Annotated in this window: 16 protein-coding genes; 10 read left to right on the forward strand and 6 right to left on the reverse strand. The window is 75.1% G+C overall.

Annotation, left to right across the window (positions count from 1 at the left end; genetic code table 11):
• Positions 1-20 precede the first annotated feature (20 nt).
• Positions 21-380: an STAS domain-containing protein gene (locus HA073_RS15005; protein ID WP_013287849.1), complete on the reverse strand. Its 360-nt coding sequence runs from the start codon at positions 378-380 to the stop codon at positions 21-23.
• A gap of 421 nt (positions 381-801) precedes the next feature.
• Between HA073_RS15005 and HA073_RS15010 the strand changes: the two genes are divergently transcribed.
• From HA073_RS15010 to HA073_RS15025, 4 genes are all read left to right on the forward strand, one after another.
• Positions 802-1,206 carry a hypothetical protein gene (locus HA073_RS15010; protein ID WP_064448225.1) on the forward strand — a complete coding sequence of 135 codons (405 nt, stop codon included), beginning with the start codon at positions 802-804 and terminating at the stop codon, positions 1,204-1,206.
• Between the two features lie 170 nt (positions 1,207-1,376).
• Positions 1,377-2,051: a BON domain-containing protein gene (locus tag HA073_RS15015; protein ID WP_064448224.1), complete on the forward strand. Its 675-nt coding sequence runs from the start codon at positions 1,377-1,379 to the stop codon at positions 2,049-2,051.
• A 59-nt stretch (positions 2,052-2,110) separates the two neighbouring features.
• Positions 2,111-2,608 (forward strand): redoxin domain-containing protein, encoded by a 498-nt coding sequence (locus HA073_RS15020; RefSeq protein WP_043329170.1) that lies wholly within the window; start codon positions 2,111-2,113, stop codon positions 2,606-2,608.
• Positions 2,605-3,156: a DsbA family protein gene (locus HA073_RS15025; protein WP_064448223.1), complete on the forward strand. Its 552-nt coding sequence runs from the start codon at positions 2,605-2,607 to the stop codon at positions 3,154-3,156. Before HA073_RS15020 ends, HA073_RS15025 begins: the two co-directional genes overlap by 4 nt.
• A 1-nt stretch (position 3,157) precedes the next feature.
• On the opposite strand, the gene HA073_RS15030 is transcribed toward HA073_RS15025, so the two are convergent.
• Positions 3,158-5,929 (reverse strand): LuxR C-terminal-related transcriptional regulator, encoded by a 2,772-nt coding sequence (locus HA073_RS15030; RefSeq protein ID WP_166456682.1) that lies wholly within the window; start codon positions 5,927-5,929, stop codon positions 3,158-3,160.
• A 160-nt stretch (positions 5,930-6,089) separates the two neighbouring features.
• Between HA073_RS15030 and HA073_RS15035 the strand changes: the two genes are divergently transcribed.
• From HA073_RS15035 to serS, 5 genes are all read left to right on the forward strand, one after another.
• Complete coding sequence (locus tag HA073_RS15035; protein ID WP_064448221.1) at positions 6,090-6,515, forward strand: hypothetical protein; 426 nt, start codon at positions 6,090-6,092, stop codon at positions 6,513-6,515.
• Positions 6,512-7,648, forward strand: coding sequence for an alcohol dehydrogenase catalytic domain-containing protein (locus tag HA073_RS15040; protein ID WP_069088910.1), 1,137 nt, complete (start codon positions 6,512-6,514; stop codon positions 7,646-7,648). Before HA073_RS15035 ends, HA073_RS15040 begins: the two co-directional genes overlap by 4 nt.
• 31 nt (positions 7,649-7,679) lie before the next feature.
• Positions 7,680-8,855, forward strand: a complete 1,176-nt coding sequence (locus tag HA073_RS15045; protein ID WP_166456683.1) for a trans-acting enoyl reductase family protein — start codon at positions 7,680-7,682, stop codon at positions 8,853-8,855.
• 31 nt (positions 8,856-8,886) lie between these two features.
• The gene (locus tag HA073_RS15050) at positions 8,887-9,999 is read left to right on the forward strand and encodes a MerR family transcriptional regulator (RefSeq protein ID WP_166456684.1); all 1,113 of its coding nucleotides are present in this window, start codon (positions 8,887-8,889) and stop codon (positions 9,997-9,999) included.
• Positions 10,000-10,454: 455 nt separating this feature from the next.
• The gene (gene serS, locus HA073_RS15055; protein ID WP_166456685.1) at positions 10,455-11,738 is read left to right on the forward strand and encodes a serine--tRNA ligase; all 1,284 of its coding nucleotides are present in this window, start codon (positions 10,455-10,457) and stop codon (positions 11,736-11,738) included.
• On the opposite strand, the gene HA073_RS15060 is transcribed toward serS, so the two are convergent.
• From HA073_RS15060 to HA073_RS15075, 4 genes are read right to left on the reverse strand one after another with little or no spacing between them, the layout of a single operon-like run.
• On the reverse strand, positions 11,725-12,672 hold the full coding sequence (locus HA073_RS15060) for a cytochrome c biogenesis CcdA family protein (protein WP_166456686.1): 948 nt from the start codon (positions 12,670-12,672) through the stop codon (positions 11,725-11,727). The two genes, serS and HA073_RS15060, sit on opposite strands and share 14 nt — an antisense overlap.
• Positions 12,669-13,253, reverse strand: coding sequence for a redoxin family protein (locus HA073_RS15065; protein ID WP_166456687.1), 585 nt, complete (start codon positions 13,251-13,253; stop codon positions 12,669-12,671). The genes HA073_RS15060 and HA073_RS15065 overlap by 4 nt, the downstream gene beginning before the upstream one ends.
• A gap of 16 nt (positions 13,254-13,269) precedes the next feature.
• Positions 13,270-14,739, reverse strand: coding sequence for an NADH-quinone oxidoreductase subunit NuoF family protein (locus HA073_RS15070; RefSeq protein WP_043329155.1), 1,470 nt, complete (start codon positions 14,737-14,739; stop codon positions 13,270-13,272).
• Positions 14,736-16,490 carry a hypothetical protein gene (locus tag HA073_RS15075; RefSeq protein WP_309228025.1) on the reverse strand — a complete coding sequence of 585 codons (1,755 nt, stop codon included), beginning with the start codon at positions 16,488-16,490 and terminating at the stop codon, positions 14,736-14,738. The genes HA073_RS15070 and HA073_RS15075 overlap by 4 nt, the downstream gene beginning before the upstream one ends.
• Before the next feature lie 239 nt (positions 16,491-16,729).
• On the opposite strand from HA073_RS15075, the gene HA073_RS15080 reads away from it, so the two are divergent.
• A complete protein-coding gene (locus HA073_RS15080; protein WP_166456688.1) occupies positions 16,730-18,175 on the forward strand; it encodes an alpha-amylase family protein in 1,446 nt (481 codons plus the stop codon).
• Positions 18,176-18,224: the final 49 nt, after the last annotated feature.

Genomic DNA, 18,224 nt, shown 5'->3' on the forward strand with positions numbered 1-18,224 from the left:
GCAGGGGGTGCGAACGGCGCTCAGGCGCCGGGCAGCACCTCGGGGGTGTCGTCGGCGAACCACGGCTCGGGAGCGCCGAAGAGGCCGAGCAGGCCGGTCACCCAGAGCTGCCGGTGCACGAACCGGCTCGGCTCGGTGACCACGAGCTTGACGCCGCTGACCTCGCAGGTCTGGAAGCCGGCCACCATGGCGCTGATGCCGACCGAGTCGATGAACGTGACGAGCCGCATGTTCAGCTCGATGCGCGAGGGACGGCCCTTCGCGAGCACCTCGGCGATCGCTTCCCGCACCTCGTACGCGGTGTCGACGTCGATCTCCCCACGGGGCGCGATCTGGACGACACCACCCGGCCGCACCGACTTCACGATCGACAGGCTCACGCGAGCACCTCCACTCGCCCTTGACGGGCGCCTCATCAGTACGCGGGCCGCGACCGAGAGTATTCCTCCAACGGCCCGGTCGCCACCCCCCGGGATGAGCAATTCGCGAACTGGGCACACCTGGGCGCTCCCAATCCGGACCTCCGGGTTCCAGTTTCCCCTTCGACGCGGGCCGCGGCCAGCCGTACGGCCGGTCGGACCCGTCGATCCGCCGACCAGGGTAGCGGGCGCGCGCACGTCCCGTCGGCACCGGTCCCGGCGCGTTCGGGTGGTTCGTCCCGTTCGCTGCTCACGAGCCGGGCACCACCGCGAGGGTTTGCCGCGTGCGCCGGTGGGGCACTGCCCCGAGACAGTGAACGCGCCGGATGGACACCGGAGTCCGAAGTGGCCGCCGGCCTTCGGCACCCGAGGAGGTAGAACGATGTTCGGATCCAACCTGCTGGACCGCCGGGGCAAGGCCGAGCGGGTCGCCGACCAGGCGTGGCAGCACCTGCTCTCCGCGGCCGGCTCCGCCGGTGACAGCGTGCGCGACGCCACCCGCAGCGCCCGCCGCAACTCCTCCGGCTTCGCCGACGACGCCACCGACCTGGTCGGCTCCGCCGCCGAGGAGGCGCGCCGGCGGGCCACGCTCGCCTTCGACGCGCTGGCCGGACGCCGGCCCGCCCTGCCCTGGACGCTGCTGATCGCGGCGGCGCTCGCGGGCGCGGCGATCGGCTGGGCCGCCGGCACCGCCGCGCGCGCCGCGGGCAGCCGCGACCGCGCCGCGGACGAGATCGAGTTCGTGGACGTGGACCGCCCGAACTCCCCGGCCGGCCTGGACGGCTGAACCCCACCCGACCGGCACGGTGGCCGCTCCCGGCACTCCCGGGGGCGGCCACCGTGCCGTGTGGTGCTCTCCCCCACCCGGACCGGGTGAGGGCCGGTCACCCGGGACACGCGCAGGATCGCGGGTGCGGGACCGCGTGCCCGCGCCGCCATCGACGGAGGGAGAGCCGGATGGCCACCGACACGATCACGCGCACCGACCGGGACATCCAGTCCGCGGTGCTCGACGAACTGACCTGGGAGCCCCGGGTCGGCCCGGACGAGATCGGCGTAACCGTCACCGAGGGCGTGGTGACGCTGACCGGCCGGGTGGACAGCTACGCCAAGAAGTGGGCTGCCGAGCGGGCCGCGCACCGGGCCGCCCGGGTCCGCGCGGTCGCCAACGACCTCGCCGTCCAGATCGCCACCGCGGCCGGCCGGGAGGACCCGGAGATCGCCGTCGCGGCCGTACGGGCGCTGGAATGGGACGCGTTCGTGCCGGTCGAGACGCTGCAGGTGACGGTCTCCGACGGCTGGGTCACGCTGCACGGCGACGTCGAGTGGGAGTACCAGCGGCGGGCCGCCGAACGGTCGGTCGCCCGGCTCACCGGCGTACGCGGGGTGAGCAACGGGATCGCCGTGCGCCCGGCGGTCCGCGCCGACGGCCACGACCTGGCCGAACGGATCGTGGACGCGCTCGCGCGCAACGCCGCCACCGAGGCCGAGAGCGTCGACGTCCGGGTGCACGGCGACACCGTCGTGCTGGGCGGGCAGGTCCACTCGCCCGGCGAGCGCGCGGAGATCGAGCGGGTGGTGTGGAACGCCCCCGGCATCCGGGAGGTGCACAACCACCTGGTCGTGCGCTGAGCCGAACCACCCCGCCCGGGTGAGCCCGCCTCACCCGGGCACCCGCCATGGTGGGAGGCATGAGTGATCCGAACGGGCTGATCACACCCGGGCGGGCCGCCCCCGGGTTCACGCTGCCGGCGGCGCCGGACGGGCGACAGGTGGGTCCCGGGCAGTTCCGGGGCCGTCCGGTGGTGCTGGCCTTCTATCCCGCCGACTGGTCACCGGTCTGCGGCGAGCAGATGGCCCTCTACCAGGCGGCCCTGCCCGAACTGGAGCGGTACGACGCGGTGCTGCTGGGCATCTCGGTGGACAGCGTCGACTCGCACCGGGCGTTCGCCGAGAGCCAGGGCATCCGGTTCCCGCTGCTCGCCGACTTCGAGCCCAAAGGCGAGGTGTCGCGCCGGTACGGCGCGTACGCGCCGCGTGGGCAGTCCGACCGGGCGCTCGTGGTGATCGACCCGGACGGCCGGGTGGCCTGGAGCCACCTGTCGCCGCCCGAGGTGAACCCGGGCGTGGACGGCATCCTCGACGCGCTGGAGCGGCTGGACGCGGATCGGCGGGTGAGCGCCCGATGACCACGCCACTTCAGGTCACCACCGCGCGGCTGCGGACCCCGGTGACCGAACACGACCACGTCCGCGGCCCGGCGGACGCGCCGGTCACGATCGTCGAGTACGGCGACTTCCAGTGCCGGTTCTGCGGCGCCGCGTACCCGAACCTGACCGAGGTGCTGCGCCAGCGGGCCGACGTGGTGCGGCTGGCGTACCGGCACTTCCCGATCGCCAACATCCACCCGTACGCGGAGAGCGCGGCGGAGACCGCCGAGGCGGCCGCCGCCCGGGGCCGGTTCTGGGAGATGTACGACTGGCTCTTCCAGCACCAGGACCAGCTCGACCCGGTGCACCTGTCGCTCGGCGTCGAGCAGATCGGACTGTCGCCGGACGAGATCGCCGCGGAGGTCGGCCGCCAGGAGTACGCCGACCGGGTGCGGCAGGACTTCGTCGGCGGCATCCGCAGCGGCGTCAACGGCACCCCGACGCTGTTCGTCAACGGCGTCCGCCACGACGGCGGCTACGACCTGGCCGAACTGCTGACAGCGGTGGACGCCGCCGCCGACGCCTGAGTCAGATCAACCGCAGCTCGCGCGCCCGCCGGACGGCGTCCCGCCGGCGGGTCGCGTCGAGCTTGCGGTAGATGTTGCGCACGTGCGTCTTGACGGTGTTCACCGACAGCGACAGCTCGGCGGCGATCTCCACGTTGGACAGGATGCTCTGCAGGTACCGCAGGATGGTCAGCTCCCGCTCGGTGAGCGGCTCGTCCAGCCCGCGCGCCGCGCCGTCCGCCGGCCCGGTGACCGGCTGCGCGTCCGCGCCCCGGACCAGTTCGCTCACCGTGGCCCAGTACGCGGTCCCGGAGTCCAGGTGCGCGGCCAGCAGGTCCCGTACCCCCGGGTCGGTGCGGGTGAAGACGCGCCGGTAGCCGTCCGGCTCGGCGAGCGCCAGCACCTCCTCCAGCGCCCGCCCGGCCCGCCGGGCGTCCCCGGACCCCCCGGCCAGTACCGCGTCGAGCAGCCCGGCGCCCAGCCGCACCGGCAGCGGCCAGTCCGCCGCGTCGGGCCCGGCCCAGTCGGGCAGCGTCCGCTCGGCCGCGCGGGCGTCACCGGCGCGCAGCAGCAACCGGGCGGACGCCAGCGCCGGCGCCGGCCCGTCACCGGTGGCGTCGAGCAGCGCCCGGGCGCCGTCGGCGTCACCGGCCGCCGCGCGTACCTGCGCCTCCTCGGCGGCCAGCCACCCGCCCAGCTCCGCGCCGGGCGCGACCGCACGCGCGCCGGCGAGTGTGCGCAGCGCGCCCGCCGGGTCGTCGCCGTCGGCCAGCAGCCCGGCCCGGCAGAGCGCGGCCAGCGCCGCTCCCCCCGGCTCCGCGGTGGCCGGACCGGCCAGCGCCAGGTGGGCCACGGCCTCCGCGGGCCGGTCCCGGTGCCAGGCCACGAGCGCCAGCGCCAGGTACGCGTAGCCGCAGTCCGCCCGCGCCGACCAGCCCTGGCAGGCCGGCATCGCCAGCGCCTCCCCGGCGAGTTCCTCGGCCGCCCGCAACGCGCCCCGGGCCGCCTCCAGCGCCGCCGACCGGCTGACGCAGAGCAGCTCGGTCCGCGGCCGCCCGGCCCGGCGCGCCGCCTCCCGCGCCTCGGCGAACCGGGTACGGGCTGCCGGCAGTTCCCCCTCGGCCAGCGCGACCAGTCCGTGCGCGGCGCCCGCCACCGCGCGTACGTCGTCGCGCTCGACCGACCCGGCACGCGGATCGGCTCCCGCGTCGGCAGCCGGGCCGGAAGCGGTGGCGAGCAGGCGATCGGCGGCCTCGCGTACCCCCTGGTGGTTCCCGCCGAGCCGGGCCAGGCTCAGCTCCACGGCGGCGGCCAGCCGGCGGAACCGGTCGCGGCGCGGCACGGGCAGGTCGTCGGCGTGGGCCAGCGCCCGCCGCAGCTGCCCGTCGGCGGCGGCCGGATCACCGGCGTACGCCCGCTCGGCGGCGGCGGCCAGCGCCAGCTCGGGATCCCGGCGGACCTGGTGCGCGGGCGGCTCCGGCGGGGCCGGCGCGGCGGTCGGCTCGTCCGGGGTCAGCTCGGGCCAGCGGCTGACCAGCAGCTCGGCGGCGGCGGTCCACTCACCGGCGGTCAGCGCGTGCCGTACCGCCTCGGCCGGCCGGTCATGGGCGGCGTACCAGTCCGCCGCCCGCCGGTGCAGCTCGCGCACCTCGTCGGCGGGCAGCCGGCCCAGTTCGTCCCGCAGCACGTCGGCCAGGAGCGGATGCGGCCGGTACCACTGCGGGTTGCCGCCGTCCTGGAGGAGGAAGCCGCCGTCCCGGGCCGCCTCGGCGAGCACCTGCCCGGCGTCGGCCCGCCCGGTCAGCGCGGCGGCCAGGTCGGCGCGGACCGCGACGGCCACCGCCACGCGGCGCAGGACGTCGCGGGTCGCCGGGCCCAGCGGGGCGAGCGCCTCGTCCCGCAGGTACGCGGCGACGTCCGGCTGGTCACCGGCGAACCGGTCCACCGCGCGGGCCGGGTCGGTCCCATCGGCCAGCGCGAGCGCGGCGAAGCGCAGCCCGGCGGGCCAGCCGGCGGTGCGCTCGGCCAGCCGGGGCACCGCCGGGGCGGGCACCGGCACGCCGTGCGCGACCAGCAGGTCGGCGACCTCGTCGGTGGTGAACGCCAGCTCGTCCGGGCCGATCAGCGTCAGTTCGCCGGCCAGCCGCCAGCGGTGCAGCGCCAGCGGCGGCTCGCGCCGCGCGCCGGCCACCAGCCGCAGCCGCCCGTCGGTGTGCTGAAGCAGGAACTCCAGCCCGGACAGCGCCGCCGGGTCGGTGACCCGGTGCAGGTCGTCGAGGACCAGCAGCACCGGCCGTTCCCGTCCGGCCAGCGCGGCGGCCAGCGACTCCAGTTGCTCCGGCCGGGGCGGGCCGTCCGGCACCGGTGGCGGTGGTCCCTCGTCCGGGTCGTCGACCGCGGCCGTCCGCAGGGCCGCCGCCAGGTAGCCCCAGAGCCGCCGTGCCGTGTCGCCCTCACCCACCGTCACCCAGGCCGGTGCCGGGCCGTCCCGCTCCGCCCGCGCCCAGGTGGACAACACGGCCGTCTTGCCCCAGCCGGCCGGCGCGAGCAGGAGCGTCACCGGACCGCTCGCGCCCCGCTCCACCCGCTCCACCAGCCGGGGCCGCAGCAGACCCGGCTCGGGTGGCGGCGGCGGCGTCAACCGGGACGCCAGCAGCGGCGGGCCGCCCGGCAGCGGACCACCGGCCAGGTCGGGCGAATCGATGCCGGCGGTACGCAGATCGGACGTACCGGTGATCTCGCTGGTGTCGTGTGGCGCGGCCACGAACCGGACCTGGTCGGCCTCCTCCGGCATGCATCCCTCCCCCTGTCGACGCGGGCAGCGGTTACCCGAACCGGGCCGGTTCACCCCTTCGGGGCGAACCCGGCTCACCCGCCCCTCGCCCACCCTGGAGGCACGCGGGCGGCCGGCCGGGCAGCGCCGGCCGCCCGAGGCCGGGACCTCGGGAGGTCAGGTGGCGCGGATCAGACGGCTGGCGGCGGGCGCGCTGGCGCTGGCGGCCGGCGGTGCGCGGAGGCTGGCCGATCGCCTGCCGCAGCGGGCCGCAACGGATCCACGGCCGGGGCGCTGGCAGAAGGTGACGGTGGCCGCCGAGCCCGAGCGGGTGCTCCCGGCCGGGCGGTGGCCCGAGCCGCTGCGCCGTCTCGACGGGGCGGTCGAGGTGTGGGCCCGCCCCGCGCCGGGCGGTCGCGGCACGGAGCTGGCGATCCGTCCGCTGGGCGGGGAGTGCACGTTGCCGGGGTTCGCCGCGCACCTGGTCGGTGACGACCCGGGCCGGTACCTGCGCCACGTGCTGCGGCAGACCAAGCAGCTCCTGGAGACCGGCGAGGTGCTGCGGGCGGACCGTTCGCCGCTGGAGCGGCCGGGACCGGTGCGATGAGGGCGCTGTGCTGGGCCGGGGCCGACGCGGTGGAGGTGCGCCGCGTCCCGGACCCGGAGCTGCGCAACGCCCAGGACATGATCGTGCGGGTGCGGCGCAGCATCACCTGCGGCGCGGACCTGCCGCTCCTGGACGGGCGGGTGCCCGAGGCGTCCGCCGGGGAGGTGCTCGGACGGGAGTTCCTCGGCGAGGTGGTCGAGGTCGGTACGGAGGTACGCCGGCACCGGGTCGCCGACCGGGTGGTGGTGGGCGCCGCGGTGGCCTGCGGGGCGTGCTGGTTCTGCCGGCAGGGGCTGCTCGCCTGCTGCGACAACGGCACGAGCGGCGTGACGGCCGAGCCGGAGTGGGGCCAGCCGTCAGCGGGCGGTTTCGGCCGGCCGGCCCGGCTGGGCGGGTTCGCCGGTGGCCACGCCGAGTTCGTCCGCGTGCCGTACGCGGACGTGGGCGCGTTCGCCGTACCGGAGTCGGTGAGCGACGACCGCGCGGTGTTCGCCGCCGACGCCGCGCCGGCCGGCTGGTACGGCGCGGAGCTGGGCGAGGTCGCCCCGGGCGACGTGGTGGCGGTGTGGGGCGCGGGCGCGGTCGGCCAGCTCACCGCCGGGGCGGCGGTGGCCCGGGGCGCGGACCGGGTGATCGTGGTCGACGACCGGGACGACCGGCTGAGCATGGTCGCCCGGCACGCCGGGGTGGAGGCGCTCAACCACAGGTACGTGGACGTGCTCGCCGAGCTGCGGGAGCGCAGCGGCGGCCGGGGCCCGGACGTCTGCGTCGACGCCTCCGGGGTGCCGGCCGAGCCGAACCGGTGGCCGCTGACCGAGGCGGACGGCGGGGCGGCGCTGCGCGAGGCGGTGCACGCGTGCCGCAAGGGCGGCGTCGTGGTGGTGCTCGACGCCCGGCCCGGTGTGGTGGACCGGTTCCCGCTCGGCGCGCTCGCGGACAAGGGTCTCGCCGTCCGCGCGGCCCGGCGGCGGGGCGCGACGGCGATCCCGGAGCTGCTGGCCCGGATGGCCCGCGACGAGCTGGTCACCGAGCATCTGGCCACGCACCGGATGCCGCTGGAGCGCGGCGCCGACGGGTACGCGTTGTTCCGCGACCGGGCCGACGGATGCGTCCGGGTGGTCTTCACGCCGTGAAGGTGAACGCCGTGGATGGCACACTCGGCGGATGCGCGCAGACCGTCCGTACGACCTCGTCCTGTTCGGCGCCACCGGCTTCACCGGCGGGCTGACCGCCGAGTACCTGGCCCGGCACGCGCCGGAGCGGCTGCGCTGGGCGCTGGCCGGGCGTAACCCGGACAAGCTGGCCGCGGTGCGGGAGCGGCTCGCCGCGATCGACCCGGCCCTGGCCGAGCTGCCGCTGCTCACCGCCGACGTGACCGACCCGGCGTCGCTGCGCGCGGTGGCGGAGTGCGCCCGGGTGGTGGCCAGCACCGTCGGGCCGTACGTGCACCACGGCGAGCCGCTTGTGGCCGCGTGCGCCGCGGCCGGCACCGACTACCTCGACATCACCGGTGAGCCGGAGTTCGTGGACCGGATGTACGTGCGGCACCACGCCGAGGCGGTACGCACCGGGGCCCGCCTGGTGCACGCCTGCGGCTTCGACTCGATCCCGCACGACCTGGGCGTCTGGTACACGGTCAAGCAACTGCCCGCAGACGGGCCGATCGCCGTGGACGGGTACGTGCGGGCCGGTGGCCGGTTCTCCGCCGGCACGTACCACTCGGCGCTCACCGCGTTCTCCCGTACCGGTGAGACGAGCCGCGCGGCGCGGGCGCGGCGGGCGATGGAGCCGAAGCCCGACGGGCGCCGGGTCCGCGCGGTGCCGGGCAAGGTCGGCCGGGTACGCGAGTTCGGCCAGTGGGCGGTGCCCCTGCCCACCATCGACCCGCAGGTGGTCCGCCGGTCCGCGGCGGCCCGCCCGGAGTACGGCCCGGACTTCCGCTACCGGCACTTCGCCGCGCTGAAGCGGCTGCCCACGGTGCTCGTCGCAGGTGTCGGGCTGGCCGGTGTGATGGGGCTGGTGAAGGTGGCGCCGACGCGGCGCTGGCTGCTCGGACGGCTCGCCTCCGGGCAGGGCCCGACGGCCGAGCAGCGGGCCAAGTCGTGGTTCCGGGTGCGGTTCGTGGGCACCGGTGGCGACCGCCGGGTGGTGACCGAGGTGGCCGGCGGCGACCCGGGCTACGACGAGACGGCCAAGATGCTCGCCGAGTCGGCGCTCTGCCTGGCCTTCGACGACCTGCCGGAGACCGCCGGGCAGGTCACGCCGGTCGCGGCGATGGGCGACGCGCTGCTGGACCGGCTGGTACGCGCGGGCATCACGTTCCGCACGCTGTCGGCGTGAGGTTGACCCTCGACCCGCTTGAGGTCACAGGATGACGGCCGTGGAGAGCGAGCTTCGCAGCATCGGCGAGCTGGCCCGGGCCAGTGGCCTGACGGTCAGCGCGCTGCGGTTCTACGACCGTTCCGGGGTGCTGGCCCCGGCCCGGGTGGACCCGGTGACCGGCTACCGCTGGTACACCGAGGAGCAGGTGGACCCGGCCCGGCTGGTGGCCGGGCTGCGCCGGGTCGGGATGCCGCTGGCCGGCATCGCCGAGGCGCTGCGGAACCGGCACCGGCCGGCCGAGGTGCACCGGCTGCTGGACGCGCACCTGCGCCGCCTGGAGGACGGCCTGGCCGACGCGCGTCGCGAGCTCTCCCGGATCCGTTGCCTGATCGACCCGGAGGAGCCCACAGTGACCACCCGCCTCGCGCTGGCCCGCACCGACCTGGCCGCCGCCGTGGACGCCGTACGCTTCGCCGTCGGCGCCGACCCCGAGCTGCCGGTCCTGTCCGGCGTGCTGCTGGAGGTCGCCCTCGACGGGGTGCACCTGATCGCCACCGACCGGCACCGGCTCGCCGTGGCCCGGGTCGCCGGCACCGTCGACGGCCCGCCGGTGAGCGTGCTGCTGCCGGTGGCCGCCGTCGACGAGCTGCGGGCGCTGCTGGACGCTGCCGGCTCGGTGTCGGGCCCCGACGGCTCGGACGTCGCCGAGGTCGTCGTCGCTCCCGGCCGGGTGACCGTCACGGTGGCGGGCCGGCCGCTGACCGCCGTACCGCTGCCGTACGACTTCCCGGACTACCGCCGGCTGCTGCGCGCGCAGCTCGGTGACGTACCCGCGTACCGGATCCCGGTCGACGGCGCGGCGCTGCGCGCGGCGCTCACCGCCGACGGCGTCCCGGTCTGCCACCGCGCGCACGAGGGCGTCGAGCACGAGGTGGTGGCGCTCGGCCTGGACGGCGGCGGCGAGCTGCGCCTTGTCGACCCGGCCGGCGCGGCCGGCGCTGACGCGCTTCGGGTTGGGCTCAACCGGGAGTACCTGCTGGACGCGCTGGGGTCCGGCGACGGCCAGCTCGTGCTGGAGCTGGACGGGCCGATCGCCCCGCTCGCCGTGCGACGGACCGACGACGCGGACGCCTTCTCGGTCCTGATGCCGGTACGCCTCTGACGCTCAGCGCTCCCCGGCCTCCGTCACCCGACCTCCGCCACCCGGCCTCAGCCAGGCCCCGGCGGAAGACGCCAGTGACTGTGCGTGATGCGAACGCTCCCCGGGATGTTTGCCCCTCGCGGACTTTGCTCTGCAGCCATCCGCGCGACGCTGACGCTGCGTCGAACGCCGCGTCGGTGGCTGCAGAGCAAAGTCGCCGAAGGGGCACACCCGCCCGAAGGCGAATCCGTCAGATTGACCAGGTCAGCACGCCCACCAGCGGACGCGGGTCGGAGCGGGCACCAGCGCACCGTCACGGACTGTGAGCACACCCCTCCGACAGCACCACCGTCACGCGCCGTCACCGAAACGGGCCCCGTGGCGGCGGGCTGTGCGGGCCGGGCCGGGGCGACGGGGGCGCGACGGTAGCATCTGGAGGTCCCACCTGACTGCCTGGACGGAGGCGTACGAGCAGCATGCTCGACATGGAGTTGATCCGGAAGGATCGCGAGGCGGTGGCGACCGCGCTGGCGAAGCGTCTGGATCCCGCCGAGGTCACCCGGACGCTGGACGACATCCAGCGGCTCGACCAGGAACGACGCGCCCTGATCACGGAGATCGACGCCGAGCGGCAGCGCCGCAAGGCCGAGGCGCGGGCGTACGCGGAGGCGAAACGGTCCGGCGGCACGCCGCAGCCGGTCGCCCCGGAGGCCGAGCGCAAGCAGCTCGCGGAGCTGGAGTCCCAGCTCGACGAGGTGCAGTCCCGGCTCCGCGCGGTGATGAGCGAGCTGCCGAACCTGCCCGCCGACGACGTGGTCGCCGGGGGCAAGGAGGCCAACCGGGTGGTGCGGACGTTCGGCGAGGCGCCGGACATCGAGAAGGTGCGCGACCACGTGGAGCTGAGCCGCGCGCTCGGCCTGGTCGACCACGAGCGGGGCGTGAAGCTCGGCGGCTCGGGCTTCTGGATGTACACCGGTCTGGGCGCCCGGCTGGAGTGGGCGCTGGTGAACTGGCTGATCGAGCAGAACATCCAGGCCGGCTACGAGTTCCTGCTCCCGCCGCACCTGCTGCTGGACAGCGCCGGCTACGCGGCCGGGCAGTTCCCGAAGTTCCACGACGACGTCTACCACATCGACAAGCAGTCGTCCTCGCGCGGCCAGTTCCTGCTGCCCACGGCGGAGACGGCGATCCTCGGCGCGTACCAGGACGAGATCCTGGAGACGCCGAAGCTGCCGCTGAAGGCGTTCGCGTACACGCCGTGCTACCGGCGCGAGGCGGCCGGTTCGCACTCCGACGAGCGCGGCACTGTGCGCGGCCACCAGTTCAACAAGGTGGAGATCTTCCAGTTCACGCTGCCGGAGCAGGCGGGCGCGGCGCTGGAGGCGATGGTCGGGCACGTCGAGGGCCTGGTCGGCAAGCTGGGTCTGCACTTCCAGACCAGCCTGCTGGCCGCCGGTGACGCCAGCGCCTCGATGAAGAAGACGCTCGACGTCGAGGTGTGGATGCCGAGCACCGGCAAGTACAAGGAGGTGTCGTCGGTCTCCTGGGCCGGTGACTACCAGGCGCGCCGGGCGGCGATCCGCTACCGCGAGCCGGGCGCGAAGCAGACCCGTTTCGTGCACACGCTCAACGGCTCGGCGCTGGCCACCAGCCGCCTGTTCCCGGCCATCCTGGAGCAGCACCAGCAGCCCGACGGCTCGGTGGTGGTCCCGGAGGTCCTGCGCGACAAGCTCGGCACCGACCGCCTCACCCCGCGCTGACCCGCTCCCCCGCCGCCGTCCCCGCCCCTTCCCCGCGATCTTGCACTTCCGGCCCGCGAGAAGTCCGCTTCACCCCTTCCGCCCGGGCCCCAACCGCAAGATCGCGGGAGAGAGAGCGGGGACGGCGGCGGGTGAGGAGCACGGCGGCCAGGAGCAAGGCCGCGAGGACGGCGGGGCCCAGAGTGTCGACGGCGCGCACCAGGGTCTGCTGGAGCTGGGCGGCGGCGCGGATCACCGGGTCGGTGAAGGCGTCGTACCGGCCCTGGGCGAGGCGCACCTCGTACCAGCCGTACCAGGCGACGTAGCCGCCCGCGACCACGAGCACCAGGCCGCTCAGACGCGGCGCCCAGGCGCCCGCGCCGCGTAGTCGCGCCACGACCCGGCCGCGCAGCAGCGCCACGGCGAGCGCGGCCACCCCGACCACGAGCGCCATGCCCAGCGCGTACGCGCCGAACAGCGCCAGCCCGCGCAGCGGCGACCCGGCCCGCATGCTGGTCACCACGATCGCCAGGAACGGCGCTATCGCGCAGCTCAGCGACGTGAGCGCGTACGCCGCGCCGAACAGCACCATGGACGGCCAGGTGCGGGTGAGCCGGGGCGCGACGCGCAGCGGGCGCGGGGCGGGCAGCCGACGGCCGGCGAGCAGCCAGCACCCGGCCAGCGCCAGCAGCACGCCGAGCGTCACCGTCAGCCACGGCAGCCGAGGGCGCAACCAGTCGGCGGCCGGTGCCACGGCCAGCCCGAACGCGCCGAACACCAGCACGTACCCGAGGGTGAGCGCGGCCGTCGCGGTGAGCGCGCGGCCGACCGCGCCGCGCCCGCCGTCGGGCCCGGCGACGAGCAGTGACAGGTACGCGGGCAGCATCGCGAAGCCGCACGGGTTGACCGCGCCGAGCATGCCGGCGGTCAGGGCGAGCAGCAGCGCGCCGGTCATCCCCGGGCCAGCGTCTCGACCTGCCGGGTGAGCGCCTCACCGTCCAGGAATCCCTGGTGGACGACCCGGCCGGTCCGGTCCAGGACGACGAACGTGCTCTGCTCGGTCACCTTGAAACGGCGCCACAGCGCGCCGTTGCGGTCGTCGATCTGGGTCGTGCCGCCCAGGTCGAACTCGGTGACGAAGTCCTTCATCGCCTTCTGCTCGCCGAGCCCGGCGACGCCGACGATCGGGACCGTGTCCCGGTAGGCGGGTGCGATCTCGGCGACCGTCCACGCCTGGCTGGCGCAGGTGGCGCACCAGGGCGCCCAGAACCAGAGCAGCACCGGCCGCCCGGCCAGGCCGGCGGCGGAGAACGCCGTACCGTCGAGGGTCTTGCCGGTGAACGCCAGCGTGGCCGGCACCGCGGCCGGTGGCGCGGACGTCGGCCCGCCCGGCGTCGCGGCGGGGGACGCGACGTCCGGGGGCGCGGCGGCGGGGGCCGCGGGTGCCACCGCCCCGGCCTCGGGCCCGGCCGCGCAGCCGGTGGCGAGCGTGGCGGCGAGTACGACGGCGGCGGTCACACGAACGGCGGTACGCATCGGCGGCTCCTGGGTTCTACTCGGCCCGGACCAGGCGAAGCGCGAGTTCGGGACAGACCTTTACCGCCTTGAGCGCGCCTTCGCGCAGCCACGTCGGCACCGGGGTGGGCGGGAACGCCGGGTAGCCGTTGCCGTCGAGCCGGATGAAGTCCGGCACCACGTGCGCGCAGAGCCCGTGGCCGTCGCAACGGGACCAGTCGAGCGTGAGTTTCTGCGGGTTGGCGTCGGGCGCGCCGGGCAGGCCCATCGTGCCCTTGACCCGCTTGCCGCAGCCCTCGCCGGTGGCGTGCAGCCGCAGGTCGTCGGCGAACACCTCCATGGCGGACAGCGCGAACCGGGCGGTGCCGTCCGGGTGGCTGCACGCGCCGCGTCCCTTGACGTCCCCGGCCGCGGCGCGGACCAGCTCGACCGGGGCGCTGCCGGAGACCGCGAGGTCGACCGAGCGGGCCAGGTCGGGTAGGCCCATCTTGCACGGGCCGCACTGCCCGGCGGACTCACCGGCCAGGTACCGCACGACCTGGGCGGCCTCGCCGAGCGGGCAGGTGTCGGCGCCGAGCGGCACGATGATGCCGGCGCCGAGCGTGCCGCCGACGGCGGTGAGCCCCTTGCGGGACACCTCGGCCCGGTCCGCCGCCGCCGCAGTGATCCACTTGCCGTGGTAGCCGCCCATCAGGATGCCCGGGCCGGGCGGCACCTCGCACAGGTCGAGGATCTCGCGTAGCGGGGTGCCCGCGGCGCACTCCACCACGGCGGGCCGCTTCGCCGACCCGGTGACGGTGAGCAGCACGGTGCCGGGCTCGTCGTCGGTGCCGAGCGCGGCGTACTCGTACGGGCCGATCCGGGCGGCGACGGCGAGCTGGGAGTACGTCTCGGCGTTCGACAGCAGGGTGGGCAGCCCGCCGACGCCGGAGTCGCTGGAGCGCTTCTTGGTGCCGGGCGGGATGTGCGGCAGGCCGTTGATGCCGTTGACGAGCGCGCCGCCCTCGCCGGAGATGAACCGGTGCGGCACCGTGACGATCGTGGTGGGCACCGGCATCCGGCGTTCCTGCAGCGCCTCGGCCAGCGAGGGCCGGCCCACGTCGTCGTCGGCGACGCCGATGACGATCTCCTCCGCGTCCAGCGCGAACGCGGCCAGCGCGGCGCCGTCCAGGATCAGGTGCGGGGCGCGGGTGAGCAGCACCTTGTCCTTCCAGCTCGCCGGTTCCCCCTCGGTGGCGTTGACGACGACCACGGCGGAGAGGTCCTGCCGCTCGCAGGACTCCAGCACCGCACGCAGCTTGCGGGCGAACGGGAAGCCCGCGCCGCCCTTGCCCTTGAGGTCGATGGCTTCGGCGAGCCGCAGCAGCGCCGCCGGTTCCATCGGGCCGATCGGGCCGTGCACCTCCTCGTGGGCGAGCAGGTCGAGCCGGCCGAACTCGGCGAACCCGGCGGTCAGGCGGGGCTCGCCGACGCAGGCGACCGGTGGGACCGTGGTCTGCCGCGTCACCGGGCCTCACCCCGCAGCCCGGCCCAGTACGCCCCGTCGACCGCGTCCGCGTCGGCCCGCTTGCGACGGCCGGACCGGCTGTCCTTGCCGGCCCGCATGGCGCGACGGGAGGCGAGGTCGACGAGCGTCGGGGTGTCGTCCACGAACGCCTCGTCGGCGTCGTAGCGGGCCGGCGGGCGCCAGTAGTCCGGCTCCTCCGGCACGTCCTCCTCGTCCCGGTAGCGCCGGCCGGATCCGCTGAGCGGCTGCGCCGACATCGGGCTGCCGGAGATCGGCCCGGCCGAGATCGGCTCACCGGAGACCGGGCGGGTCTCCCAGCGGCGCGGGCTGTCCCACGGCTCCTCCGGCTCGCTGCCGGCACGCGGCGGCGCGGAGTAGCGGGCCACCTCGGCCGGGGTGGCGTACCGGCTGCTGTCCGGCGGGGCGGAGTGGCGGCCCCCGGTGTCCGGGGGCGCGGAGTGGCGGCCACCGCTCTCCGGCGGGGCCGAGTAGCGGGCGGCGACGTCCTCGTCGGCCCGGGAGCGGCGACCGACCCGTTCCTCGTCGGTCCGGGACCGGCGGCTCACCCGCTCCTCGTCGGTGCGGGACCGGCGGCCCGCCGGCTCCTCCTCGGACCGGCGACGACGGCGGGAGCGTTCACTGTCGGACCGGCGTGCCGGCACCAGTTCCTCGTCCCGGTCGAAGAGGACCGGCTCGCGCTCCTCCTCGCGTACCCGGGTGGCGACCCGCTCCTCGTCGCGGCGGCGGGCGGCCGCGCGGACCGGTTCGCGCAGCGAGCCGGGTTCCGGCACCACGGGTACGGCGAACCGCTCGGGGTCGCGCCGCCGGGCGGTGCCGGCCGGCGCGGTCCAGGTGGCGGTGGCCTCGGCCCAGCGGCCCCGGCCGGCGCCGCTGTCCTCCTTGGCGGTGTCCTTCTTGCGGGTGAGCACGGCGAACACGCCGGTCCGCTCCTCGGCCTTGCCGGCCATGGCCTTGTTGAGCGCGGCGGCCTGGTGCTGTTCCCGGCTGCGCTTGCCCAGGTGGACGGAGAGCCGCACCATCAGCGCCAGCACCACGGCCAGCACGCAGGCGAGGTAGCTGAGCAGCACCCAGGTCGCCGCGGGCCGGCCGGCGTTGAGGCCGTGCACCAGCGCGAACGGCCAGGACACGTAGGCCATCGAGTGCAGCGCCCGCCAGAACCACTTGGGGCCGACGCCGGCGAACCGGACCCGGACGATTCCGGTCCAGAGCACGCCCACCATCAGCAGCGCGGCGACGGTGCCGAGTCCGACGTAGAGGCCGGCGCCGCCGATGAACGGCACCACCGCGTCGGTGGGGCCGGCCCGGCCGATGGCCACCTTGGTGATGACGTGGAAGACCAGTCCGGCCACGCCGAGCACGCCGGTGGCGCGGTGCGCGGACTGGAGCAGCACGCGGTGCCGGATGAGCAGCACGAGGCGGTCGGTGGCGAGCAGGCCCAGCATGACGGTGATGCTGAGCGCGACCAGGGCGACCACCCCGGCGAAGAACTCGGTGAAGAAGAATCCGTACGAGTACATGAGCCCGCCGGCGCCGGCCAGCTCCACTCCGGCCCACGCGAGGCCGAGTGCGGAAGCGGTCAGCGCCGCGATCGCGGACTTCGACATGGTCCGGGCACCACGGCTGCTGGTGGTGGTCCGGACGGTCGTCGTCTTCTCGTTCTGCTGTGCCCGGGCCATCTGCTCCTCGATCGTCTCGCGGCGGCGCCCCCACCGGCCGACCCTGCTCCCCACTCAGGTACGGAGCGACGGCGCGGACGGATCACCTCCGGTGGCGAATTTCTCGGCCGGTTTTTCGAACCGTCCGGTCCGGACGCGCGTGTAGCGCCTGATGCAACGACGAATGCCCATACGTTGACAGTCCTTGCAACATTCTCGTAACCTTGCCGCAAAATTTCAGCGCGGGCTGCAAGAAGCCAGCACTGAGACAGGCTCCACTCCCCCGCATCCCCCGCACCCCCGCAGGAGTCCTGATGCATCGACGCCGATTCCGCGCCGCGGCGCTCGCCCTGGGCCTGGCCGCCAGCCTGCTCGTCCCGATCACGGCGGCGGCTCCCCCGGCCACCGCCGCCACCCCGGGCGCCAAGAAGGTCATCGTCCAGCTCTTCGAGTGGAACTGGACGTCGGTGGCCGCCGAGTGCACCAGCACACTGGGCCCGAAGGGCTACGGCTACGTGCAGGTGTCCCCGCCCCAGGAGCACGTCAACAGCAACCAGTGGTGGGTGTCGTACCAGCCGGTCAGCTACCGGATCGAGTCCCGCAAGGGCACGCGCGCGCAGTTCCAGTCCATGGTGAACACGTGCCACGCGGCGGGCGTGAAGGTGATCGTCGACGCCGTGGTCAACCACATGTCCGGGCAGGAGAACGGCGGCACCGGGTGGGCCGGCTCGTCGTACGGCCACTACAACTATCCCGGCATCTACTCGGCGCAGGACTTCCACTACTGCGGGCGCAACGGCAACAACGACATCGCCAACTACAACGACCGGTACGAGGTGCAGAACTGCGAGCTGGTCAACCTCGCCGACCTCAAGACCGAGTCGGAGTACGTGCGCGGCCGGCTCGCCGCGTACCTCAACGACCTGCTCTCCCTCGGCGTCGACGGTTTCCGCCTGGACGGCAGCAAGCACATGCCGGCCGCCGACATCGCCGCGATCAAGGCCAAGCTGAACCGCAGCGCGTACCTGGTGCAGGAGGTCATCTACGGCGCGGGCGAGCCGATCCAGCCGACCGAGTACACCGGCAACGGTGACGTGCACGAGTTCCGGTACGGCAAGGACCTGGCCCGGATGTTCAACAACGAGCGGCTGGCGTACCTGAAGAACTTCGGTGAGTCCTGGGGCTACCTGTCGAGCGCGAAGGCGGTGGTCTTCACCGACAACCACGACACCCAGCGCGAGGGCGGCGTGCTCACCTACCGCGACCGCGGCACGTACGCGCTGGCCAACGCGTTCATGCTGGCCTGGCCGTACGGCACCCCGGCGGTGATGTCGAGCTTCACCTACAGCGGCCGGGACCAGGGCCCGCCCGCCGACGGCAGCAACCGGATCACCAACGTCACCTGCTACTCGGGCTGGGAGTGCGAGCACCGCTGGCCGGTCATCGCCAACATGGTCGGCTTCCGCAACGCCACCGAGGGCGCCGGGGTCTCCAACTGGTACGACAACGGCTACCAGCACATCGCGTTCAGCCGTACCGGCAAGGGCTACCTGACGATCAACGACGAGGGCAGCGCGGTGAACGGCCGCTCGTACTACACCGGGCTGCCGGCCGGCCGCTACTGCGACGTCGTCCACGGCACGTTCAGCAACGGCTCGTGCAGCGGTCCGGTGATCACGGTGGACTCGTCCGGCTGGTTCGCCGCGAACGTCCCCGCGCACGACGCGATCGCCATCCACATCGGCGCGAAGCTCAGCTGAGCCACCCGGGCCGCGAAGCCCCCGTACCCGTAGTACCGGGTACGGGGGC

The organism is Micromonospora sp. CMU55-4, assembly GCF_011602315.1.
Classification (GTDB): Bacteria; Actinomycetota; Actinomycetes; order Mycobacteriales; family Micromonosporaceae; genus Micromonospora; species Micromonospora chalcea.